This window comes from Paraflavitalea pollutisoli (genome assembly GCF_029360705.1).
In the GTDB taxonomy this organism is placed as follows: Bacteria; Bacteroidota; Bacteroidia; order Chitinophagales; family Chitinophagaceae; genus Paraflavitalea; species Paraflavitalea pollutisoli.
Map to the genome: position 1 here is coordinate 2,225,109 of NZ_JARKMX010000008.1, position 23,883 is coordinate 2,248,991.

19 protein-coding genes are annotated in these 23,883 nt (G+C 50.5%); 17 read left to right on the forward strand and 2 right to left on the reverse strand.

The features are described from left to right. Window positions 1-2: 2 nt before the first annotated feature. Genes P2W70_RS22645 through P2W70_RS22685 form a run of 9 tightly spaced genes read left to right on the forward strand, consistent with a single transcriptional unit; the run spans window position 3 to window position 10,957 of the window. A complete protein-coding gene (locus tag P2W70_RS22645) occupies window positions 3-479 on the forward strand; it encodes a DUF4381 domain-containing protein (protein WP_276483812.1) in 477 nt (158 codons plus the stop codon). Further along, entirely contained in the window at window positions 469-1,449 is a 981-nt protein-coding gene (locus P2W70_RS22650) for a VWA domain-containing protein (RefSeq protein WP_276483813.1), read from the forward strand. Before P2W70_RS22645 ends, P2W70_RS22650 begins: the two co-directional genes overlap by 11 nt. A 28-nt stretch (window positions 1,450-1,477) precedes the next feature. Beyond that, entirely contained in the window at window positions 1,478-3,214 is a 1,737-nt protein-coding gene (locus P2W70_RS22655) for a VWA domain-containing protein (protein WP_276483814.1), read from the forward strand. Continuing rightward, the gene (locus P2W70_RS22660; protein WP_276483815.1) at window positions 3,211-4,584 is read left to right on the forward strand and encodes a BatD family protein; all 1,374 of its coding nucleotides are present in this window, start codon (window positions 3,211-3,213) and stop codon (window positions 4,582-4,584) included. The genes P2W70_RS22655 and P2W70_RS22660 overlap by 4 nt, the downstream gene beginning before the upstream one ends. A gap of 51 nt (window positions 4,585-4,635) precedes the next feature. Further along, window positions 4,636-5,400: an OmpA/MotB family protein gene (locus tag P2W70_RS22665; RefSeq protein ID WP_276483816.1), complete on the forward strand. Its 765-nt coding sequence runs from the start codon at window positions 4,636-4,638 to the stop codon at window positions 5,398-5,400. Window positions 5,401-5,433: 33 nt separating this feature from the next. Further along, window positions 5,434-7,623 (forward strand): hypothetical protein, encoded by a 2,190-nt coding sequence (locus P2W70_RS22670; RefSeq protein WP_276483817.1) that lies wholly within the window; start codon window positions 5,434-5,436, stop codon window positions 7,621-7,623. 25 nt (window positions 7,624-7,648) lie between these two features. Next, on the forward strand, window positions 7,649-9,040 hold the full coding sequence (locus tag P2W70_RS22675) for a DUF1254 domain-containing protein (RefSeq protein ID WP_276483818.1): 1,392 nt from the start codon (window positions 7,649-7,651) through the stop codon (window positions 9,038-9,040). 24 nt (window positions 9,041-9,064) lie between these two features. Then, window positions 9,065-9,790: a porin family protein gene (locus P2W70_RS22680; RefSeq protein WP_276483819.1), complete on the forward strand. Its 726-nt coding sequence runs from the start codon at window positions 9,065-9,067 to the stop codon at window positions 9,788-9,790. A gap of 6 nt (window positions 9,791-9,796) precedes the next feature. After that, window positions 9,797-10,957: a BamA/TamA family outer membrane protein gene (locus P2W70_RS22685; RefSeq protein WP_276483820.1), complete on the forward strand. Its 1,161-nt coding sequence runs from the start codon at window positions 9,797-9,799 to the stop codon at window positions 10,955-10,957. Window positions 10,958-11,064: 107 nt separating this feature from the next. Here P2W70_RS22685 and P2W70_RS22690 read toward each other — a convergent pair whose 3' ends face one another. Beyond that, entirely contained in the window at window positions 11,065-11,535 is a 471-nt protein-coding gene (locus tag P2W70_RS22690; RefSeq protein ID WP_276483821.1) for a helix-turn-helix domain-containing protein, read from the reverse strand. 889 nt (window positions 11,536-12,424) lie between these two features. On the opposite strand from P2W70_RS22690, the gene P2W70_RS22695 reads away from it, so the two are divergent. The 7 genes from P2W70_RS22695 (at window position 12,425) to P2W70_RS22725 (ending at window position 21,095) form a co-directional block, all read left to right on the forward strand. Further along, window positions 12,425-13,018, forward strand: a complete 594-nt coding sequence (locus P2W70_RS22695; protein WP_276483822.1) for a DUF502 domain-containing protein — start codon at window positions 12,425-12,427, stop codon at window positions 13,016-13,018. Between the two features lie 610 nt (window positions 13,019-13,628). Next, window positions 13,629-14,789 carry a porin gene (locus P2W70_RS22700; RefSeq protein ID WP_276483823.1) on the forward strand — a complete coding sequence of 387 codons (1,161 nt, stop codon included), beginning with the start codon at window positions 13,629-13,631 and terminating at the stop codon, window positions 14,787-14,789. Window positions 14,790-14,798: 9 nt separating this feature from the next. After that, window positions 14,799-16,229, forward strand: coding sequence for an anion permease (locus P2W70_RS22705; protein ID WP_276483824.1), 1,431 nt, complete (start codon window positions 14,799-14,801; stop codon window positions 16,227-16,229). 98 nt (window positions 16,230-16,327) lie between these two features. Further along, window positions 16,328-17,770, forward strand: coding sequence for a TolC family protein (locus P2W70_RS22710; protein ID WP_276483825.1), 1,443 nt, complete (start codon window positions 16,328-16,330; stop codon window positions 17,768-17,770). Window positions 17,771-17,792: 22 nt separating this feature from the next. Further along, window positions 17,793-18,782 carry an HlyD family secretion protein gene (locus P2W70_RS22715; protein ID WP_276483826.1) on the forward strand — a complete coding sequence of 330 codons (990 nt, stop codon included), beginning with the start codon at window positions 17,793-17,795 and terminating at the stop codon, window positions 18,780-18,782. Then, window positions 18,779-19,942 (forward strand): ABC transporter permease, encoded by a 1,164-nt coding sequence (locus P2W70_RS22720; protein WP_276483827.1) that lies wholly within the window; start codon window positions 18,779-18,781, stop codon window positions 19,940-19,942. Before P2W70_RS22715 ends, P2W70_RS22720 begins: the two co-directional genes overlap by 4 nt. Continuing rightward, window positions 19,929-21,095, forward strand: coding sequence for an ABC transporter permease (locus P2W70_RS22725; RefSeq protein WP_276483828.1), 1,167 nt, complete (start codon window positions 19,929-19,931; stop codon window positions 21,093-21,095). Before P2W70_RS22720 ends, P2W70_RS22725 begins: the two co-directional genes overlap by 14 nt. A gap of 55 nt (window positions 21,096-21,150) precedes the next feature. On the opposite strand, the gene P2W70_RS22730 is transcribed toward P2W70_RS22725, so the two are convergent. Then, window positions 21,151-22,854 carry a T9SS type A sorting domain-containing protein gene (locus tag P2W70_RS22730; RefSeq protein WP_276483829.1) on the reverse strand — a complete coding sequence of 568 codons (1,704 nt, stop codon included), beginning with the start codon at window positions 22,852-22,854 and terminating at the stop codon, window positions 21,151-21,153. A 399-nt stretch (window positions 22,855-23,253) separates the two neighbouring features. Here P2W70_RS22730 and P2W70_RS22735 point away from each other — a divergent pair, with 399 nt between their 5' ends. After that, window positions 23,254-23,763, forward strand: coding sequence for a DUF4382 domain-containing protein (locus P2W70_RS22735; RefSeq protein WP_276483830.1), 510 nt, complete (start codon window positions 23,254-23,256; stop codon window positions 23,761-23,763). Window positions 23,764-23,883: the final 120 nt, after the last annotated feature.

Consider the following 23,883-nt stretch of genomic DNA (forward strand, 5'->3'; position numbering starts at 1 on the left):
CTATGGATGATTATGGAAGCCTGATAGAACCCGCCCCTGTCACCTTCAGCTTTGGAGCACCGGGCTGGTATGTTCTGGCCATTGCGGTCATCCTGTTGCTGGCGATCATTACAGGTCTATTCATCCGGCGCTACCAGCGTAATCAATACCGCCGACATGCGCTGGCCTGGCTGCGTTTGCGGGAACAGGAGCTACAGCAGTCCGACACTACCTTATTGGTATATGAAACCAATATGTTGCTGAAACGGGTGGCCATGCGTCAATATGGTCGCAGCCCCATAGCGGCTATTCGCGGTGACGCCTGGATAAACCTGCTCAACCAAACAATGAACCGAAGCCTATTCACTGTTCAGGAACAGGACCTGCTCCAACAGGTATTGTATCAACCACAACGTAAAATCAACACTGCAGACGCGGCCAACTTCGTGGCCCATTCAAAAAACTGGCTTCAACACCACCGTCACCACTATGCATTTTGAGATAGCCTATAAATGGATATTCCTCCTGTTACCCCTGCCCTTGCTGGTATACTGGCTGCTGCCAGCCTGGCGAAAAAAAAGAGCGGCACTCCTGGTGCCCTTCTTTGACCGGGCAGCGAAAGCATCGGGCCAACGCCCTGCCCAAAGCGCCTGGATCACCGGAAGAAGCTGGATTAACTGGACTACCCTCTTCCTTTGCTGGATATTACTATTGGGAGCCGCTGCTTCACCCCGGTATGTTGGGCAACCCGGTAAGCGCGTAAAAACCGTTCGCAGCTTTCTCATCGCTGCCGACATCTCCTTCAGCATGGCGCAAACAGATTGGGTATTGCATGGTAAAAGAACCTCCCGCTGGGATGCCGTGAAAACCATCATGAAAGATTTTGTACAACACCGCCAAAGTGACCAGATTGGTTTGGTAATGTTTGGCACCCACGCCTACCTGCAGGCACCCCTCACCACCGATCTCGGCGCCATTAACTGGCTGCTCGATCAAACAGAAGTGGGCATGGCCGGTCAAATGACCAGCATTGGCGAAGCCATCGGCTTCAGCATAAAGATATTCCGGGAAGATACCATCAAACAAAAGATCATGTTGCTCCTCACCGATGGATTGGACGCCGGTCAGCAATTGCAACCATTAGATGCAGCCCAGCAGGCGCGCAAAGATTCGATCATCATTTACACCCTGGGTATTGGCAAAGCCAAAGGAAGCGGCGGCTACGACCTCGACGAAAAAACATTGCAACAGATCGCCCACATCACAGGTGGTCAGTATTTCAATGCGATGAATGAAGGTCAGCTGAAAGAAGTTTACAAAGCCCTTGACCGTTTGCAACCCATCCAGTTTGAGGAAGAAACCTACAAACCTGTAAAACTATTGTATATGTACCCGTTAGCCTGGGCACTGGCGCTCGGATTGGTCTTTCACCTGCTCAATGGATTGGTGCAGGTTATCCGGTGGAACTGAGTTGACTATGTGGAGCGAACTGAAACATATGATCACACACATCGATTGGGAGCAATTTCATTTCCTGCGGCCCCATGCATTCTATTTATTCATACCGGTGGCAATTGTGACAGTCTTACTGCTGGCCGGCAACCGGGAGCACAAACGCTGGAAACAATTGATCCAACCTGTATTGCGTCCATTTATGTTCACCCGCAACAATCCCTGGGCCATTGTGCTGCCGCTGCTGCTCTTCCTCATCGCATCCGCCACCGGCATCTGCTCTCTTGCCGGCCCCGCCTGGGAAAAGAAAAAGATACCCGGTCAAAAGATCGAAGCTGTCGTATTGATTGCCCTCGATTGTTCGCGCTCCATGCTGGCCTCCGACATTCAACCCAATCGCCTCGAACGGGCCAAATTCAAGATCAGTGACTTTCTCGATGCCAATCCGCGTGCCCGCGCTGGCCTGATCGCCTTTGCCGGCACTGCGCATCCCGTGTTGCCTTTCACGCCTGATTACAAATTAATAAAGCACCACGCAGTCAGTCTTACCAACCGGATTATGCCGGTAGCTGGCAGCAACCTTCCCCTATTGCTGCAAGTGGCAGACACCATGCTAAAAAGTATACAGGCACCCAGCACGATCCTCCTGATGACCGATGAACTGACCAATGACGACGCTGCCCGGCTCAGCCAATTTTCGAGGAATTCAATCCATCATATAGAAGTATTACTACTAAGTACGCCCAACGGTGCTACAGTGCCCGGCCACCCCCACGTACGATCTGCCCAGAACGCTATTGTCCTCGCCAACCTGCGGCAGGATACATCGATTACCATTACACCGCTCACCCTCGACACCACCGATGTGGGCAGCATCGCTGCACGCATCAGCAAGAAACTGGTCTTTCAAAAAGATACCACCAAAGACGATAAGGATTGGGATGATCAGGGTTGGTTGTTGCTCTTCCCCGTATTGGCCATCACCCTGTTCTCGTTCCGCAAAGGATGGGTCATTCAATGGTGCTGGTTACCCATTACAGGTTGTTTATTGACCTCATGCGGTCTGAAAAGCAAACACCCCGACTGGTGGTACAGCCGCGACTACCAGGGACAGTTACTGGCCAACCAGCAGCAATACACGGAGGCGGCAGATCGTTTTGAGCAGGATAACCGCAAAGCTGTTGCCTTCTACAAAGCGGGCAACTTCAATGCCGCTGCCGATCTCTGGTCGCTTGACAGCAGTGGCGCCGCCAGCTACAACCGAGGATTGGCCCTGGTACACCTGGGCCGGTACAACGAAGCCAGGCTGGCCTTCGGCATTGCCTCCGACAGGGACCCATCCCTGCAAGACAAGGTTCACCACTCCCTCGCCCGCACACAAAAAGCGCAACAACGCGCAGACAGCGTACTGCAGCTCTCCACTACCTCCACCAGCAAAAATGCCAAAGACTTAAAAGAAGACAAGGAGAAAGAGAAGCAAGATTCGCTTAAAACCCATAAGCCGGAAGGCAAAGACGAGCAGCTCAGTTCGGATACCCGTGTTAAGAAGTTACCCAGGTTCGGTAACCGCGCTACCGATGAGGTTGCATCCGACATACACCGTGGCAAGGAGGCCAAATGGCCACCCAAAGATGTTAACCAACAGGAGCAAAAACCACCAGACGCCACCAAGATCATCATGCAGCAGGTAGCAGCTGATCCTGCAGAGTTCCTGCACCGCCGGTTTGAACTACAACAAAAACGCTACTACAAACACATACCAAAAAGCAAACAAACCTGGTGAGATACGCAGCCACGATAATCTTCCTCGTATTACTGACGAATATTGCTTCGAGTCAGACAAGCTGTTTTGCGCAAATCAGCCTAGATCGCAATACGGTCTATGTACAACAGCCCTTCAAGGTTACCATCAAAGTACTAACGGCGACATGGTTCACCCATCCCCTTGAGTTCGACAACCTGCAAATACCCAATGCATTTACCCTGCCTTTCGATCAAACCATTCCGGGCATGTATGACATCAAGGGGGATCAATATGCCGGCCTCGAGTTCTATTTCATTGTATTTCCCTATCAGGCCGGACAATTCACCATCCCGCCCATTCATATCGTTGCCACCACACCGACTAAAGGCAGTTCGACGGCGACCAAAGTAGAAATTCATACGTCTGCCCATACTTTTACCGTAAAGCCCGTGCCGGATCAATGGCAGGGCAGCAATTGGCTAGTGGCTAAAAACGTTTACGTACAAGAACATTGGAACCGGTCGCTTCACCAGCTAAAGGTGGGTGACGTCATCGAAAGAACCATTGTTATCGATGCCAAAGGCACTTTACCACAATTCATTCCTGTGCCCGAATATGACGAACCCGCCTTCGCCGCTACCTACCCGCAGGATCCTGAACTGGAAGACAAGCGGGATGATTATGATGCCAACGGCCGCCTTACGCAAAGCATCACCTACCTGCTGGAGAAAGCGGGTGATTTTGAACTACCTCCCGTAATGATCAATTGGTGGAATCCTTTAACCAGCCGCCGCTATCAACAATCTGCCCCGGCTGTACAAATACATGTAGTGCCCAATCCAGACCTCGGCATGATGACGACTATTAAAGACAGCCTGGCAACCTCACTAAAGATCCATACTACAACTGTAAAAACGCCGTATAAAATATTCGGTATTCCCTGGTATTATTTTGCCTTGTATACCCTGGTTGCCATTGTAGTGACTTACCTGGCCACCCGATTATTGATACGCGCCATCAGAAAGATCCGTAATTGGCGTGCTGCCTATCATCAAAGGGAAACCTACTGGTACCGCCGTCTGCTTCATTTATCCACGACACCGCTGCAATTGATCCATCATTTCTATTCCTGGTGGGATCACCTGCCAACACGCAGCAACCTGCCCGATACGGGCAAACAGTATTGGCGACAGCAAAAACAGCACACCCTACTAAACGACTGGGGGACGATCAACTCGATGGCGTTTAACCACAACGATGTCCGGGATACCGCCGCTACCACAGGTCGTCCAAAGCTTAAAGCATTTAAACGCAACCTTGCCCATTATCGTAAACAATTAAACCATCCATCCGTGGCAAATGTTGGTCCACCAATCGACGACCACCAACAACCTTGGAACTCCACGTAAGTAACTGTCCGTTCCTATTAGCACCCATCACCATCACCAAAATCTACAATCATGAAACTCATTTTCACATCAGTAGTCATTGCCTTGACTTGTTCCTGTTCTTCATCCAAACGCATAAAAGCCATGGAAGAAGAAAGCAGGGGACTTACAGAGCATGTTCATAAACTTGAAGACGAACGCGGTAAACTGCAAGCCTCCAACACACAGATGCAACAGCAGTTGCAGCAGTTCAACAATGAAAGACAGGTAGCGATTGATGCATTTGCCAAATACAGGGCAGAATGCGAAGCCACCCAATCACGCCTGCAAGTCACACAAGCCGTGCTCCGCGAACAGGTAAGAAGCCTGCAGGAACTGGAAACGAAGATCGAAACTGCACTGGCGGACTTTGAAAACAAAGGGGTGGATGTTTACTACAAGAACGGATATGTTTATGTCAGCATGGAAGACAACCTGCTGTACAAAAGTGGCAGTTCAGCCCTGGGCACCGAGGGTAAAAAAGCACTCAGCTCTCTGGCCGGCGTGTTGGACGATTACCCCAATCTAAAAATCGTGATTGTAGGCAACACCGATGACGCACCTTTCAAAAAAGGGAGTATGGACAACTGGAGCCTCAGCACCGAGCGGGCGAACGGCGTGGTCCGCGCCTTCAGGGACGACTACAAGATAGACCCTGCCCGCCTCACCGCTGCCGGCCGAAGTAAATACAATCCTGTCGCCGATAATAGCACCGCCGCAGGTAAGGCGAAAAACAGGCGCACCGACATCATCCTCAATCCCGACCTCGACAAACTGTGGGATAATATCGGCAACTAACCATTACCGGTTACTCACCATCAACGAAATAACATGAAAACGCATCATGCAAAACGCTACTATTGTTTAGCTGTACTGGTAACCATTTTACGGGCCACCGCTATGGCCCAGTCTGCCAATCACGTGCAGGATATCGGCTGGCCAAGGCTGGCATCAAAAAACGGCGCAACGCTCACCTACTACCAGCCACAGATCGATGCCTGGAAAGATTACAAAGAATTATCCGGTCGTTTTGCATTTTCATTGGTACCTAAGGGGGGCAACCCACTGATGGGGGTGGCCTCCCTGCAGGCCACTACCCTTGTTGATAAAGAAACACGCACCGCCTTTTTCAGAACGGTCAACTATACGGATGTTCGCTTTCCTTCACTACAGGGCGATTCTGTACAAATGATGTCAGACCTGTTCAAACAGCTTGCACCTTCTGGTGGTGATCCTGTGGCGGTCGACCGCATCCTCGCCGACCTGCAACAACAGCAGCAACAAACACCGGGAGTACCCTTAAACAATGATCCACCCACCATATATTATAGTGCCGGACCGGCAGTATTATTGATCGTGGAAGGAGATCCTGTACCCGCGCCGGTTGAAAAAACCAACCTGACATTTATCGTCAATACCAACTGGGACCTGTTTCAGGAAAAGAAAAAAGACTACTACCTGCTCATCAACCGCAATTGGTATACCGCCACCAACCTGGAAGGGCCGTGGAAATACACACGAACAATACCGAAGGACATGAGTAAGCTACCAGCTGGTCAAAACTTCGATGAGGTCAAAAAATACATCCCCCCGCCAGCCCCGTCCGGCAACAACCCCCAGATCTTCTTTAGCAACAAACCCGCCGAACTAATACAATTAAAAGGAGCTCCGGTATATAGTACCATTCCAGGCACTCAATTACTGTACGTAGCCAATACCGACAATGATCTGTTTGTGGACAACGCCACTAAAGCGTATTACGTGTTGTTCTCTGGCCGGTGGTTCAAATCTGCCAGCTTCAATGGTCCCTGGACATTTGCCAGCGACGCCCTGGCAGACGATTTTAAAAAGATACCGGCAACTTCCACCAAGGCCCATGTGCTCGCCTCTGTACCCGGCACCATAGAAGCCTCCGATGCCGTGATGCTGGCACAGATCCCTACCACGGCGATCGTGAACAAAGCGGAGGTGGAAGCGAAAGCGAAAGTGAGTTACGATGGTGCCCCCCAGTTTAAGCCCATCGAAAAAACCGACCTGCAATATGCCACCAACACCCAGGACAAAGTGATTAAAGTGGGCGATCTGTACTATCTCTGTTTCCAGGCCGTTTGGTTTATGTCCACCACGCCCAATGGTCCCTGGAAGGTCGCCGACTCCGTACCCAATGAGATCTACACCATACCACCCGGTTCGCCCGTGTATAATGTGACCTATGTAACGCAAACCAACAGCACAGAAACTACCGTGGAAAGTAGCTATACCAGTGGCTATCTCGGCATGTTTATCCTTGGTGCGACCATTGGCGCGTGTATAGCTTTTGGTACCGGGTGGTATTATCCTCCTTATCTCTGGTGGGGGCCCGGGATGCTATACCCTATTTACCGTCCCTGGCCCATGACCTATGGTATCGGTGCCGTATACAATCCCTGGACTGGAGGATTTGCGGCAGGTAGGGCCATATACGGTCCTTATGGCGCTGCCCGCACTGCAGCCTGGTACAATCCAGCTACAGGGCGCTACGGCCGGTCAGCCAGCGTGCAGGGTTGGTATGGTGGCCGTACCGCCGCCAGTACCTACAATCCATGGACAGGTGGCTATGGCGCTACCCGGCAGGGCCACAATGCCTACGCACAGTGGGGCACTTCGGTAGCCTCACGGGGCAATCAATGGGTTCAAACAGGGCATATCTCCACCGCCAACGGAACAGCGTTCGGATACCGCACAGCCAGCGGCCAGCACGGGACCATCAACACAGGACCACGAGGTAACACCGTGGTGCACACCAACAATGGGGTCTATGCCGGCCACGATGGCAATGTATACCGGAAAAATGGCACGGGCAACTGGAGTCAGTACAACCATGGCAGCTGGCAACAACCCACCGGCACCAGCGATCACACCATGCGTGGACTGGATCATGCTGCACAAGCGCGGCAACGGGGCCAGGTACAAACTCAGCGTTTTCAGCAACACAGTCGCCCCTCCTTCGGTGGAGGTCGCGGCGGCTTTCGTCGCAGGTAGGCATTCAATAATATAACCATTTAGTATGAAACAAATATGCTTTACTATTGCCCTCATCGGCTTGTTACTGAGTTGCCAGCAACGTAACACAAGCAACGCCGCGATCGAGATTGCACCCGACTCGGCCAGGGCCATCGCCAGGGAGGCGTGGACCTATGGATACCCGATGTTTTACAACTACAGGTCGATCTATCTCTACGCACTCGACAAATCATATTCAGACTATGCAGGTGGCTTCAATCGTTTCAAACATTACGCTAAAAGTTTTACCGATACCGATACCGCGGTGGTCACGCCCAACAACGATACGCCGTACTCCTGGGCTGTGGTCAGGACCGATGAAGAACCAGTTGTTCTGGAGGTACCCGCCATCGCCGACAACCGGTATTATGTAATGCAGTTAGTCGACCTGTACACCTTCAACTTTGCCTATGTGGGCACCAGGGCCACCGGCAACGGACCCGGTAAATACCTCATTGCAGGGCCGCAATGGAAGGGCGAAACGCCCGCAGGCATCACACGTGTCATGCAGTCCGAAACCAACCTCGTCACGATACTGGGTCGAACCCAACTATCTGACGCATCCGATCTTGAAAAGGTCAAAGCTATTCAGCAGCAATACAAACTGATACCACTACACGAGTATACCGGTCAGGCAGCTCCCGCAAAGAAGGATTACCCCATGCCATTACCCGCCTGGCAGGAAGCGGACTACAATGCTCCGGGATTCATCGGCGTTCTCAACGCATTGCTGCAATACTGCTCAACCGATCCCAGTGAAGAAAAGTTGAAAGCGCAGTTTGCCCGATTGGGCATCGAAGCAGGAAAACCATTCGATAGCACCAACTATTCAAAGGAAACACTCGCTGCGATCCGGGAGGGAATAACACTGGGCAAAAAGGACATGGAAACAGCCATTGCACAAACAACCAGTTCGCTCGGGCTGTTTGGTAGCAGGGCCGAACTCGGCAACAATTACCTCAAGCGCGCCATCGCAGCCGCCATGGGCCTATACGGCAACAATAAAGAAGAAGCCGTATATGTTGGCAGCTTAAAGGACCGGGAGGGACAACAGTTGGTCGGTGAGCGCCGCTACACCTTGCGTTTTCAAGGCAACCAGCTACCGCCTGTTAAGTTCTTTTGGAGCATAACTGCCTACGTGTTGCCACAACGATACCTGGTCAAAAACCCGATCGGACGTTATTCAATCGGAGATCGCACGCCTTCCCTGAAGCGAGACCCGGATGGTTCCCTCGTCATTTACCTGCAATCAACGTCGCCTGGCCCGGGTAAGGAGGGAAACTGGCTACCAACACCACAGCAAGGACCTTTCAACTATGTACTGAGGTTATACGGACCGGGGCAAGAGGTCATGAACGGCAATTGGCAACAACCGTTGCCCCAAAAAGTGGATTGATTCAATACTGGAAAATAATGCTATATGCTAAAGGTCTTCTGCATACTATGCCTGCTCATGATGATGCATCGGGCTGCCCGCTCCCAGGTGTTGATCGCCCTGTTATTTGGCGATAAACTCAATTCGGGCAAACTGGAGTTTGGCCTTACCGTGGGACCGTCCCTTACCAATATAAGTGGAATAGATGGCAAAGCCAAAGCAGGGCTAAACCTTGGTTTGTATTTCAACATCCGCCTCAGTGACCGGTGGTTTATTCACCCGGAAGGCGTGGCCAAAGGAGGCTTTGGTGCGAGAAAAATACCACCGTATGGAACCGGCAACGACAGCCTCGATCAGTTTTTTCAGGGTGGGGATATCAAACGGAAGATCGGATCACTCAGTTTGCCGGTATTGATGCACTACCGGATAAAAGGTAAATGGTTTGCGGAGCTTGGGCCTCAGGTCAACCTGCTGGTACAGCCCAAAGACATCTTCAACGGCAAGGTCAACGATAATGACCTGACCTACACCACCGATATACGGGATGACATCACCCTGCTGGATATCGGCATGGCTGCGGGAGTATTGTATAGGCTACGCGAAGTCCGTGGCATGGGTGTCGGCATCCGCTACTACGCCGGACTCACCGATGTCCAGAAGAATACAGTCGGATCGCAGCGCAACAGCATGTGGCAGTTCAATGTAACGATCCCCATCGGAACCGGCAAGCCCCGCCCCCCCTCACCCACTCCATCAACATCAACAAATTGATCTGCCATGAAGCCATTCAACCGGGTATTATTGTATACCACCACCTGCCTACTGCTCCTGGCCACCCACCTCGAAGCCCAGAAAAAGCGTATATCGCTCAAGGATTCACTGGACGGAAAATTTGACCTCAGTGATTATATCATCGACGCCAATGGCTTTGTTCCGGTTCCCTATATCATCACTGAACCCTCACTCGGCGGATTCGGAGGGGCGCTGATCCCGGTATTCATTAAGAAAAGGCCACCCTATATCGACTCCGTGGATGGTCACGTACAAAGAACGCCTGTGGCGCCGGATATTACCGGTGGCATGGGCGCTTACACAGCCAATAAGACATGGATGCTGGCTGGCTTCCGGTCGGGCACCCTCATTAAAAGCAGGATCAAATATATTATCGGCGGGGGATACAGCAACGTCAACATGTCTTACTTCCGCACCTTCGAGCGGCTGGGTGAAAAGGAATTGAAATTCAATATCAAGGCCATTCCCGCCATTTTGCAGGCCACCAAAAGGATCGGCCGATCACATTGGTATGCCGGTTTTAAATACCTATTTCTGAAGACAGACATCAGCTTTGCGGGAGACACCAGCCTTGCCATCCTGGCCAAGCCAATGGAGTTCAGTAGTATCATCAGCCAACTGGGGGCAGTGATTGAACTCGACAACCGTGATAACGTCTTCACGCCCGACAAAGGGATCAAGTTCCATGTAGAAGGAATATGCTCAGACAACATCTTCGGCAGCGACTATGATTTCTGGCGGATCAATTACTATACCTACATGTATACGAAACTGACACACAACCTCATTGGCGGCCTAAGGATCGATGGACAACAGGCCATCAGCGATCCGCCTTTTTTCATGCTGCCTTATATAGATATGCGGGGGGTAGCTGCCAACCGTTATCAGGGTAATGCAGATATACTGGCGGAAGCCGAACTACGCTGGGATATCGTGAGCAGATGGAGTGTCATGGCCTTTGGCGGAACCGGAAAGGCATTTGACAAATGGAGTGAATTTGGTCCGGCAACCTGGGTCTACAGTGGTGGTACCGGTGTTCGCTACCTGTTGGCAAGAAAGTTTAAACTGCGGGTAGGCATCGATATCGCCCGGGGACCCGACACCTGGGCCTGGTACATTGTATTCGGCAGCAACTGGCTGAAGTAGCATAGCAATGCCCTGTAAAGCCGGCAGCAACAAGTAACACTACCAGTGAAAAACTGCTGGAAAATTACCGGCACAGCATAGGGGCCGCGCCGGTAATTTTTCATGGCTTACTCACTCGTGGCACGCAAGCCGGCAAGGCCCACAGGTCGCCTGAACGATAAAATATTACGCGTATACACCGAAGGGGTAAAGCCGGTGAATTTCTTAAAGGCAGTCGTTAGTGTGTTGCGGTTGCTGAAACCGCATTTGAGGGCTAAACCTTTCAGGTTCAACTGACCGACCAACCCGCCCTGCATCAGTTCTTCGCAATAACGAACCCTGAACTGGTTCAGGTAATCGTTGAAGTTAAGACCGATCTCGCGGTTGAGATAGGCAGAAAGTTGGTAAGAAGGAATGTCTATATCGTCGGCCAGGCACCGGATCGAATACCCGAACCGCAGAAAGGGCTTCTGTTCACGCATAAAACGATGTAATCGTGCTTCAATGTTCTCAATCCGGTCTGATGAAAGTTCATAAGTGTAGCCAGGTCTTTCGTTTTTAACCTGGAATGACAGGTATTGTAATAAATCGTGACGCATGGTGAAAAATTTAATGTTACGTAGAATGAATGGATTTCAATAACTCCGGTCAGGGTGCTATCGAGGCATGTTTCTACATCGGTAAACGTCCGGTTTGGCCTATGCGCGCGCTGCATCACCAACCCGTACACGCATTAAATCTGGATGGGGTTAATACTGACTAAATGGCATTTAAATAAATGAAGGAGAAGTTGCTTCTTTGTTCCTACGGCGATTCTGAGCGCTCGTTTAAACAATGTTGTTGTGAGCTTAATCGCTAAGGCAGCAATTACTGAATGGATTACCGCAGGTTACCGATTTGGCCAGTACGCTGCGTCGAAGGTTTTGAAAGGCTGATTGATAAAACGGGGATAAGGTTGATAAAACTGGGCATCTTCCGCTGGATTGGTCTAATGGTTCGAATGATTGTTTCATAATTCACATTTTTGGTGTTACACAATGGGATTCGCGGGGAGTCGCTGGTTGATTAATGCTCTAACAATTTACAATGTTATGCATACCCAAGCCTAATTAAAATACCCGAAAGCAGCATTGTTTTATAATTATTGGCAGCATTTCCAAAATTGAGAATATCTCCATGGATTCCATTACATGAGGCATCCTATAATGGTGTTTTACTTTTTTTTAAACATGATTAAAAAACTTACACAAAGGCGTAACGTTCGAGTAACACTGTGTAGTTAATAAGACAAAACCCTTAAGGTTCGTTAAACCATCCCTGTACCAGCCGGGGAAAATGGGTATATCGGAAAGGCCACAACGCCAGTACGGGCTGATTTTCCACAACCAGGCAAAAGCTTTGACATAAATCAAATCACCTCAGTTGCCTCCATTTATAAATGGAGGCAGGGGACCTTTACCATCATACATTTACTTATATCAAACGTCTATGAAAAAGCTATTACAGGTCGCCAGTACCACCGTCATAGGGGGGCTTTTCTTTTTGGCTCCGCTCGTGTTGCTGCTGATTGTTTTCAGCAAAGCAGTAACCCTGTTGCAAAAAATAACTCAGCCCATGATGAAATCGCTCGAACAATGGACAGTCGGAGGCATTGCATTTCATGAAATTCTGGCAGTAATATTATTGCTGCTCCTGTGCCTGGCCGCTGGCTTATTTGCCCGGACAGCTGTGGCCAGATCTTTTCTGAAAAAGATCGAAACCGGCATCCTCGTTCACTTGCCTGGGTACGAGGTGATGAAGACGATTATGGGCGATCAGCTCACAGAGGAGCAGGGCGCAAGCGATCTGCAGGTAGTGCTGGCACAAACAGATGCGGGCTGGCAGCTGGGTTTTTTGATCGAAACAGTCAACGACAACCTGTTTGTTGTCTTTATACCCAATGCCCCCAGCCTGCGGGATGGAGCAATCGTCTACGCAGAAAAAGACAAGGTCCGGCACCTGGACATTACCCGAAAAGAAGCCATCCGCACCATTCGACGCATGGGCGCCGGCTCCGCTACCGTCTTTAAAGGAAAATTATAGCGCCATTGGTCCACCTGAACTCATGACATCCGGCGCCCATCCGGCTAACCTCGACGGTGCCTCGATACCTTGCCCCCCCCTTTGCGTTGAAGCCTCGATATTTTCTTTCCCTTGATGCCTAGGTACCTTGAGGCCTCGTTGCCTTTCTTTATAAGATTGAGCACCAAACTCCTTGCATTATTTTGTATGCGTATCCGAGCTTTGTAACTTCAATACAGCAACTAACACAAACGCATAAGCTCTGTCAAGGCCATTGGAAGTGGCCGATCATAAACTTTTCTTTTCATGTTTTAGTTTAAAGGCTCCGTGCCCTGTGAAACTTTTTTCCAATCAATCAGTTTAGTAAGGGGTTCTTTTCATATCAGAGTTTTTTATTTGTGCCCGGAGTTCCGCTTTTGCGGGACTCCCTTATTTTATACACCATAACAGTATCCCCACTCAACAATACGATAGCACAATTGTACACACCATATTAATTAAGACAGCCTCTCCCGGCTATTTATAAAACAGTGCAACATTTAGTACGCATCCCACTATCTTCGTTCAACATAAGCGGTTCTTGTAAGCAATTATTCAATAATTTTATGAGAACCATTAAGTTCGACACTGCATGAGACTATACCGGACTCTAGTCAAAGCCAGCACGCTACTGCTCTGTATCAACACGCAGGCACAACAGACCGATCAAACTTCCCTCACCACGGTTGACACAATGACTAATTTTTCGGCCTTCAAGCGCTCCCTGTCATTTGCCGGGGTACTACAAACGCGGTTTGTAGCCTCTTTACGTAACAATGTTGACGTCAACGGTAAGCATTTCAATACCGGCGCCGACCCTGCAGGTGTACGCAACACCTTCCTGGTCAAGCGAGCCCGTGTGATGGTCAAAGCCAACATCAATGACCACTTTTCGGCAAACGTGCTCGTCAACCTCGCTGAATTCAACAGCTCCCCCACCAATAAAGTGCTCGAAAACGCCTACATCAAATATGCACTCAACCAACATTTCAATATACAGGCAGGCCAGTTCCGGCCGTTCTTTGGTATTGAAGATGCCATCGCTGCCGATATCATCCGTACGCTTGATTTTTCCAACCAGTACTATGCCTTTGGCCGTAACGGCTGGCAGAGCTTCCAGATAGGCCTTTCGCTTTTTGGCGACGTCACCAAAGATGGTAAACTCAAATATTTCGCCGGCGCCTACAATGGCAACAACCGCAACCAGATCACCGACGACGACAATACAAAGAACCTATATGCCCGCCTGGAAGCCACACCGTTACCCAACTTCACGGTGGCCGCCAATGCGGGAACCGGCAGTCTGGGAGGCAGTACCACCGGCAATGCGTATGGTGGCGATCTCACTGCCAAAATCGACCTGTCAACCGCCTGGCACTTGTTGTTGATGGCGGAATACAAATCTGGCTCCAACTTCCTGGCTTACAATGCCAGCACCCAAACACCACGCCCATCGCTGCGCGAGTTCCGTATGCAGGGTTTTTACTTCTTCCCTACGCTGCGTTATGAATACAAACATCCGCGTGTGCGGGCCATCGAATTCTCCTCCCGATACGAATGGCTGGATGATAATCATCGACAAAATAGCAATCCTCGTCAGACCGTGATACCCAACGTATCGCTCATTTTCGCCGATAATTTTTACGCCGCCCTGCAGGTCGGTGTAGCCATCGATATGTACAAACACGATGTAGAGAACACGACTGCTTATAGCAATAACCTGGCATATGCACAATTGCAGATCAGGTTTTAAACCAACAGTATGAAAGAAATAAGGCCCAAAGCACTGCTCATCACCCTCGTCATAGCCCTCATTATCTGGTTCATACCCGCGCCGGAAGGCGTAAAACCCAATGCCTGGCACCTGCTGGCCATTTTCCTCGGCACCATCTTCGGCATCATCCTGAAAGCTGCCTCTATGGGCACCATGGCTATGATTGGGATCACCGCCTGTGCCGCCACCCAGGTACTGGCTCCTGGTGACCCCGCCCATGCTGTGGCAGCAGCCCTCAGCGGTTTTGGCAACTCTACCATCTGGTTGATCGGGCTGGCTTTTTTCATTGCCCGTGGCTTTATCAAAACGGGGCTTGGTACCCGGCTGGCTTACAACTTTATCCGCATCTTTGGCCGTGGACCTTTGGGATTGGCCTACGGTCTCAATACGGCCGACCTGCTGCTGGCCCCTGCCATCCCCAGCAATACAGCACGCGCTGGCGGCGTCATCTTTCCCATCATGAAATCCATTGCCGTCAACATGGGCTCGTTTCCCGATAAACCGGAAACCCACCGGCGCATCGGCGCCTTTCTTACGCTCGGCAGTTACAATGCCAACATGATCACTTCCGTCATGTTCCTCACCGCTACTGCCAGCAACCCCATGGCGCAAAAATTTGCCAAAGACCTCGGTATCACGATCACCTGGGGAAGCTGGGCTGTGGCCGCTTTATTACCCGGCCTCGTATGTTTCTTTCTATTGCCTCTGTTCCTCTATAAATTCTATCCGCCCGAAATAAAGAATACCAAAGAAGCACCTGCGATGGCCGCGCAAAAGCTGAAAGAGATGGGCCCGGTCACCTTGCAAGAATGGCTCATGGTGGCCACGTTTATCATCCTGCTGGTGCTGTGGATCTTTGGTAACCTGATCTCGATAGATGCTACTACCGGTGCCCTAATTGGTCTCTGTATACTGTTGCTTTGTGGTGTACTGACCTGGGAAGACGTGAAAGCCGAGAAAGGGGCCTGGGACACCATCGTATGGTTCTCCTCCCTCGTGATGATGGGCTCCTACCTCAACTCCCTGGGTTTTGTAGGTTGGTTTGGTCAGCTCATTGGTGGCAAGATGGCCCATTTCAGCTGGCAGTTCGCTTTCCCCATCCTCATCCTGGTGTATTCGTATAGCCATTATATGTTTGCAAGCGCCACCGCACACGCAGCCGCCATGTACCCGGTATTTTTGGCCGTAGGGATCGCCGTTGGCGTACCCGGTACTATGCTGGCAATTTTCCTGGGTGCCTGCGCTACCCTCATGGGATCGCTTACCCACTATGCCCACGGACCCGCCCCCATCTTTTTTGGCAGCACCTATGTAGACATGAAAGATTGGTGGAAACATGGCTTTTTCATCAGCGTGTTGTTCCTGGTGATCTGGTTTGCCGTAGGCGGCTTATGGTGGAAAGTAATGGGACTTTGGTAGCCAGCTCCCTTACAACCCGTAAATCGACCCACTGCTGCTTTCACCGCTCGTCTCATACGCCCCGCCCCATAACCAGTTCACGATAAATCACCGAGCGTATGAAACCTATAGCACCCATTGTGCTGTTCCTGGGCTTGCTGCCCGTCTGGCTCCTGGCACAACCAGTCAGCCTCAAGCAATGCTTTGCCCTGGCGGGCAATCGCAACAGCCTGGTACAACAATCCCGCGCCTCCCTGCTGGCACGGCAATACAACCTGGCAGCTGAGAAGCAGCGGTATTTGCCAAAGATAGACGCCCTGGCCAGCTACACCTACCTAAGCCGGCCACTCGAAGTGAACCTGCAACAGGTACGCAACGGTATACTCGATGGCAGCTCCCAACAAGCCGTCAATGCGGCAAATACCGTTTTCCAGGAGATCACAGGCAACCCATTGCCCCAAAATATCCAGGATGGCCTGTACAACACCTCAAAAAACATTTTGGGTGCCGTATACCCCGACTATAATCCACCGCTATCCAAACAATCTTATTTTCTGGCGGGACTCGCAGTACGGCAACCCATCTACCTGGGTAATAAACTGACTGCAGCGCGCAATTTCGCCGAGTCGGAAGTCGTCGCCGGACATATCAATACCGACCTCGTCGAAAAAGATGTACAGTACGCGATTGCCGTGCAATACGTGCGGATACTGTACATCAATACCCTGCTGCGGACCCAGCGTAATCTGGTCGATGCCTTTACCAGAAACCGGGATTACGGAGAAGAACTGGTCAAAAACGAGATACTCCCCCCTTACCAGAAAAGCTGGACGAAAGTTTTGTTGTCGCAGGCACGCACAGCATACAACAATCTGCTGATGGATAGACAAAACGCCCAGCTCGAGCTCAACAAACTCATCGGCATTCCGCTCGATTCATCCCTCACCATTACTGATACCCTACGTTATCGATCCGTCAATACATTCGCCGATGACCAGCAGGTTTATGAACAGCATCCTGCCTATCAACTGGTGAAAAGCAAAATCGCTACGGCACAGACGACAGAAACGATCGCCCGCTCTTTTAACCTGCCCAATATATTTGCCATAGGCAACCTCAATCTCTACCAAAATGACCTGCCCATCACGATTGCCCCCTGGATGGTAGGCGTAGAAATGCAATGGAACCTATTCAGTGGTACCCAAACGCACAAGCGCAAACAGGCGGCCCGGCAGCTGGTACAGGAAGTAAAGTTGGCCGCAGAAAACACCCGGGAAACCCTGCAATTGCAACTGCGGGTGGCACGCAACAAAGTGGCGGCAGCCCACAACGAGATCAGCACGGCCGATAGCGCGCGTACGGATATTGCCACCACCCGGCGACTCATTAAGGAGCGGGTAGACAATCAACTAAGCTCTCTCAAAGACCTCAATGAGGTGGTATTGATACAAGGTGAAGTAGACAAGGCTTATTACACCGCCCTGCTGGGATACTATATCGCACTGGCCACTTACTGGAATATCTATGGCGACCCCAAACGCCTCACCGAGTCCATTCCATAAAGACATACTAAATAGTCAATCCATGAATGCATTCTTCAGACAATACTGGGCCCTTTTCATCCCCCTCTTCATCCTGGCAATTGCCATCTGGTTCCTATTCCGCCGCTCGGGCAGCACCAATGATGCCCCCATTGGTATGATCGATGCCACCAGCGTAGATGTCGCCGCCGAATTCCCGGGCCGCCTCGACAGCCTCTTCATAGCGCAGGGCGATACGGTGAAAGCCGGACAACTACTAGGAGTACTACGCACGAACGAGATCGAAGCTATCCGATCACAAGCCCTCGCCGCTGTAGATGCGGCCAAAGGGCAACTCGAATTGCTGCAGGCAGGCCCACGGCAGGAGTTGGTAGGTGCGACCGGCAAACTGTATGAGATCGCCGAAGATCAATATGACCTCTTCAGCAAAACCTACCAGCGTATGCAACGTCTGTACAATGCCGATGTCATCAGCGGGCAGGAACGTGATATTTTTTTCTTTAAATACCAGGCGGCACAGAAAGAAATGGAAACCGCTAAACTCAACCTCGAGATGCTGCAAAAAGGTACGCGTCCCGAACTATTGAGAAGCGCCCGCGCCATCGTGCAACAGGCAGAGCAAGCCTATGAACTCACCAAAGTACTGAAAGAGAATACGCGCATCTATTCCCCGGCCAATGGCGTCATCACGTCGCTCGTCATTCACCAGGGCGAGATCGTCTCCATCGGTTATCCCATCATGAGCGTGGAAAAAGAAAACAGTTTTGTGCTACGGTTCAATATCAGACAAGACCAGGCAGCAGCCTTCCGGCCCGGCACAACCACCACCGTTCGCGTACCGGGCTGCAGTCCGGAAACCTTTCCGGTCACTGTCACCAGTATCGCGCCATCGCTCACTTTTGCCAATTGGGTGCCGTCCAAAGACAAAGGACAATTCGAGCTGCGCACCTTCACCATAGAATTCAAACCCAGTCAACCCAACACCGTTAATGGCCTGCGCTCCGGCATGACGGCCTCGCTACAACTACCATGACTATCCTGAGGATCATATGGCGCGAGTGGAAACGGATACTGGTATTGCCGGCGCATTGCCTGGTATTGCTGGTGATTCCGCCCTTACTGTTCTTCCTGTATGCTTTTATCTACGATGAACAGCAGGCCGATCACCTGCCCGTAGCTGTCTGGGATGAAGATCACTCTGCCGTATCCCGTCAGTTTACCTTCTTGCTTGGACAGGTAGCAACCATTCAGTTATCGCGACAGGTATCCAGTTTGGGTGAACTCCAGGACCTGGTTCTTAAAGGGGAGATCATGGGCGCCATTCATTTTCCGCAGCATATGGAACGCGATATCAAAAGCCGCCACCCTGTCAACGTAGTCGTCTATACCAATGCAGCCGCGGTGGTACCGGCTAAACTCATTTATAAAGAAGCAGCGCAGGTGATCATTACTGCCGGGTCAGGGGTCATTTTGCAGAAGTTCGTTAAAACGGGTATGGATAAAGGAAAAGCCCTGGCTCTGGTACAGCCCATTGCCCTGGTCCCCTACACACTCTACAATCCAACCTATAACTACCAGCAATACCTGGTACCGGGCCTTATCACCGTAGGCTTGCAAATGATCATGATCATGGTCAGTGTATTGCTGCTTAATTACGAGACGACCACTCAGTCGCGGGAGGAATTATGGCGCCTCTCCAAAGGATCGGCATCGACCATCATCGCCGGCAAAACCCTCTCGCACCTGGTCGTAGCTTGGCTGAACTTCATTCTGGTAGCCTATGTGATATTTCCCTACTTCCAACTGGGCCTTCCGATTGCCAATGGAAAGTTTTTTGTATTGTATACGTTTTTAAGCCTCGCATGCATCGGTATTGGTTGTATGCTGTCGGCCTTGTTTACCGATACCATGCTGGCTACGGATGTGGCTCTTTTCTATACATCACCGGCATTTGTATTCAGTGGCTTTACTTTTCCACGCTGGGCCATGCCCTGGTACGATCAGTATTACGCCAACATCATGCCCTATACCCATTTTCTCGATGGCTTCTTCAAGATCTATTACATGGACCTGCCGTTGCACTACGCCCGCACCGAAATGGGTTACCTGCTGTTATTTATCGCCATCACGTTTTCGATAGCCATCCTCCTATACCAACAACAAATCAACCGCTACCGGCTTGTTATCCAATAATACCATATTTACAGTCTGGCAGCTGACAAAACGCGAAGCAGCCCGCATCGGCAGCGACCATAGTCTGTTGCTGACCTTGCTCATTGCCCCCTTGCTGTATGCCTTCTTTTACGGCAGCATCTATACCTATAAAGAGGAGGAAGGGGTTCAACTCGCCATCGTGGATGATGACCGTACCAGCCTGTCAAGGCTACTTGCTCAACAAATAGGCTATGCGCAGGTAACCGCCGTCTTTATGGTACCCACCATCGAAGATGCGAAGGAAGCTATGTACCAGGGACAATGCCAGGGATTCTTATACATCGAAAAAGGACTGGAACAACGGGTAAAGACACTTCGGCAGGCACATGTCGTAGTGGCCCTCAATGCGGCGCGTTTCCTGCCCTCCAGCGACCTGCTCCTGAGCATCAATCAAACATGCCTGACCATCGGAGCAGGCGTACGCCTGCAATACCTGCAAAAATCGGAAGGCATGAACACCGGTGCATCGATGCAGGAGGTGATGCCCGTCAACCTCGATTACCGGCCACTCTTCAACAGTCGTAGCAGTTATGGAGCCTTCCTGCTGCCGGGCCTCCTGGCCCTCATCCTGCAACAAACCTTATTGATCGGCCTTTCGGCCAGCGTGTCCGCCGAAAGAAAGAAAAACCGGGTGGGCACCTGGATGGCCACCGCCCGTTACAGTCTGTCGGCGGCACTCTGGGGCAAGGGTTTGTTCTACATCCTCCTGTATGCCGTGTACGCGTATTTCTTCATGACGGTCAACTACACCTTGCTTGAACTGCCTATGCGTGGCAATGGATGGCACCTGACCGGAGCTTTCGCATTATTCATACTCACGTTGATCCCGATGGCACAATGGATCGGCAGCCTGTTCAAAGATCCACTCCTCAACGTGCAGTTCATGGCTTTTTCCACCTACCCTTTTTTCCTTATTACCGGGTATACCTTCCCGCTGCAAAATATTCCCCAGCCTTTGCAATGGCTATCGGCCCTGTTACCCACCACGCCCTTCATCAATATGTACCAATCCATCGTGCAGGCAGGCGGCACCCTTTTCCAAAACGGCTACCACTTCATTCACCTCCTCCTGCTCCTGATTTTATATACGGCAGCAGCCCTTTACCGGCTGGAAAGGATTAGCCGGATATAAAAAGACGACGACCATTTATGGCCGCCGTCATACACAATGTTCATTAAAACCAATACTATCTGGTAAGTATCATTTTTTCGGAGAACACCTGCGGCCCCAACAGCACCTTTACGATGTAAGCACCGTTGTTCCAACGCACGGGACAAGGTAAATCCACCAAAACGGACCCGCTGGTGACACGTGTTTTCTCCTGCAGCAACACGCGGCCATTCATGTCATAGATCTGCACCACCATTTCTTCGGTGAAGGGTGTACCAATACCCAACCGAAGGTGATGGGAAACAGGATTGGACAGAAGCTTAACTATCCTTTTGTCAGGAATACGATTCAAAGTAAACTTGCCACGCTCATCCTTTTGTTGCAGCAGCGTGCAAAATGGATCGAGTGTCACCACCACTGTGTCTTTTGCATAAGTGGAACCGCAACTATCCATGAGTAATTGACTCACGATGTAAGTACCTGGCTGATCTACCGAGACAGACGGACCGATGGTATCACTCGCAAAATGGCCATCGGAGGTGGACCAGGTATATAGAGAAGTCAGCAAGGGAGTGGCCACACTGATCGTGCTAATGCCGGTAGTACCACAAAACAATGGTATATCTGCGGACGCAGAGGCCATAGGAGCACGGAAAAAATCAAACGGTCCAACGAAGTCTTTCAACTCCGAACTAAACGAGCTCGACGTACGTGACTTTACCAATATACGGCGGAATGGCATTTTACAGGCATCACCTACACTGACCAGCGGATCGACACCGAGTTTACTGAGGTTAACTGAAAACTCCAGGAACTGTGCCGCTTCATATTGAGTTACGACACTGTTGTCCACCCTTACAAGGCCAAACGGCCCCGCCCAGGTATTGTCGGCACATTGCAGGCCGGTATAAAAGGTGCCGGCCGTAGACGGTAATATATTAGCATAGCCGTAGGTGGAACTGCCGGTACCACCATCAATTGAGCCGCCCCAGGCAAAAGCCACCGGAGACACTGTGGTAACCGCACTACGGTCTACCCAGATCCTGGCTTCCAGGTTGCTCAACCCCGATCCGCCGTACTCGGCAGTAAAGATGATGTCTCCGGCCTTGGTAACATTACCAAGCGCGTCAAACTGCCAGGCTGTATGGCCTTCATCCGGTCCGTATCCTTTAAAAGTCAAACTCGATCGTTCGTAATAAATGTCTGTCTGGTACATCTCAAAATCGAAGTAACGGTTGCCGCCGGTACCTTCCAGGGATACACCACCAAACAGCCAGAGTGAGTCCGTTGTATTGGCCCCTTCCCGACGCACATGCATAAACATATCGAGAATATCGTTCTTATTGGGAACACTTTGCACGAATACCGGCGCCCAATCTGCCGGATTCATTCCATTCTTGTTAGATCCCGCCCCATAGGTGGTGGAATCTGCACCATGGTGGTCTCGTATGAATACTGCATCGATAAGCATGCGGTTGTTGACGAGCGAAAACTGTGGATAGCTCATGCCCCTGAATAACGGCAACATGCGCGTGGCTGGGTTCGTCAGGTACAATTGATTGATATAATGGGCGCCTGTGGTGTCAATGACAAAGATGCCGCTACCAGCAGCGCCATCAGTATACCAGTCGTCACCATTTGATATGCCAGGGCCACCAAAAAGGTTGGCACGCAACCCGCCATCTACCTCAAATCCTGCACGGGTGATCGGTGTTGTGATCTGGGCTGACAGCCCGATCGTTAAGCAACAGTAAATAAAAAATAACACTGCTTTCTTCATAAGTAGAGATTTTATGAATGATAACTGGTGTACGGATCCGAGTGGCGTGTTCAGCCAATTCAAGACAATACATCGCCCCGCCGATCGATAAACCGGCTAGCACACAGAAGTGAGTAATTGTTATAAGTTTAGCCCAGGTAACATTCCTGTTCTCGCGGTCCGGGAAATAATGACCGGCCAATGTAAATAAATGAATCAGATGAAAGTAGCTGTTCTTTCATGGGTTACAGATTTGTCAAACAAAATAGAAAATATTATTAAAAGATCATAGCACCTTTTCTACCCATTCACCTTAGTCGCTGCGAATCATACAGTTAATAACTGATTTTGAATTCATTAGCTTCACATCGCCCTAAATCTGGCATGATTTTTACGCCTTCGCAGTCAAATTTTCTACTTATGAAACCATTGCACATCCTAATCCCTGCAGCCTTATTGACAATCATCACAATTGCTTGCAAAAAGGACAAAGAAACAACTACAGATCTCCGGATCCGGCTCACTGACAACCCTTATGATGCTTCCGAAGTCAACGTAGACATTCGCCAGGTACGTATAAACCTGCAAGACGACTCCAGTGGTTGGGTTAATCTGGAAACAAGAGCGGGTATCTATAATTTGCTGGATTATCAAAATGGCATTGATACCCTCATTGCACAGAGCATTGTACCCACCGGTCGCTTGAAAGAGATACGTTTTGTGTTGGGCACTCAAAATAGTATTAAAATTGCCAATACAATATATCCCCTGACCATACCCAGCGGTAGCGAATCTGGCTTAAAGATTAAACTGGACAAACAACTCCATGCACACCTTGACTCATTGGTCATTGATTTCGATGCGGCCATGTCTGTCATCCAGGAAGGTACGGGCAACTATAAATTAAAGCCTGTGATTAAAGTAAAATAGCAGTAGTTCATAAAATACAGGCAAGGCTTCCCGATTGGAAGCCTTGCCTGTTTAGGTGCGACACAACTTACAAATTCAGGCATATTAATCGGGCTGTAACTGGGGTGTTTATAGAATTGC

Bases quoted from the DNA above. Each gene is read 5' to 3' on its own strand.
- P2W70_RS22645 (WP_276483812.1), top strand. From the start codon at position 3: ATGGATGATTATGGAAGCCTGATAGAACCCGCCCCTGTCACCTTCAGC.
- P2W70_RS22650 (WP_276483813.1), top strand. From the start codon at position 469: ATGCATTTTGAGATAGCCTATAAATGGATATTCCTCCTGTTACCCCTG.
- P2W70_RS22655 (WP_276483814.1), top strand. From the start codon at position 1,478: ATGATCACACACATCGATTGGGAGCAATTTCATTTCCTGCGGCCCCAT.
- P2W70_RS22665 (WP_276483816.1), top strand. From the start codon at position 4,636: ATGAAACTCATTTTCACATCAGTAGTCATTGCCTTGACTTGTTCCTGT.
- P2W70_RS22670 (WP_276483817.1), top strand. From the start codon at position 5,434: ATGAAAACGCATCATGCAAAACGCTACTATTGTTTAGCTGTACTGGTA.
- P2W70_RS22675 (WP_276483818.1), top strand. From the start codon at position 7,649: ATGAAACAAATATGCTTTACTATTGCCCTCATCGGCTTGTTACTGAGT.
- P2W70_RS22680 (WP_276483819.1), top strand. From the start codon at position 9,065: ATGCTAAAGGTCTTCTGCATACTATGCCTGCTCATGATGATGCATCGG.
- P2W70_RS22685 (WP_276483820.1), top strand. From the start codon at position 9,797: ATGAAGCCATTCAACCGGGTATTATTGTATACCACCACCTGCCTACTG.
- P2W70_RS22690 (WP_276483821.1), bottom strand. From the start codon at position 11,535: ATGCGTCACGATTTATTACAATACCTGTCATTCCAGGTTAAAAACGAA.
- P2W70_RS22695 (WP_276483822.1), top strand. From the start codon at position 12,425: ATGAAAAAGCTATTACAGGTCGCCAGTACCACCGTCATAGGGGGGCTT.
- P2W70_RS22700 (WP_276483823.1), top strand. From the start codon at position 13,629: ATGAGACTATACCGGACTCTAGTCAAAGCCAGCACGCTACTGCTCTGT.
- P2W70_RS22705 (WP_276483824.1), top strand. From the start codon at position 14,799: ATGAAAGAAATAAGGCCCAAAGCACTGCTCATCACCCTCGTCATAGCC.
- P2W70_RS22710 (WP_276483825.1), top strand. From the start codon at position 16,328: ATGAAACCTATAGCACCCATTGTGCTGTTCCTGGGCTTGCTGCCCGTC.
- P2W70_RS22715 (WP_276483826.1), top strand. From the start codon at position 17,793: ATGAATGCATTCTTCAGACAATACTGGGCCCTTTTCATCCCCCTCTTC.
- P2W70_RS22720 (WP_276483827.1), top strand. From the start codon at position 18,779: ATGACTATCCTGAGGATCATATGGCGCGAGTGGAAACGGATACTGGTA.
- P2W70_RS22730 (WP_276483829.1), bottom strand. From the start codon at position 22,854: ATGAAGAAAGCAGTGTTATTTTTTATTTACTGTTGCTTAACGATCGGG.
- P2W70_RS22735 (WP_276483830.1), top strand. From the start codon at position 23,254: ATGAAACCATTGCACATCCTAATCCCTGCAGCCTTATTGACAATCATC.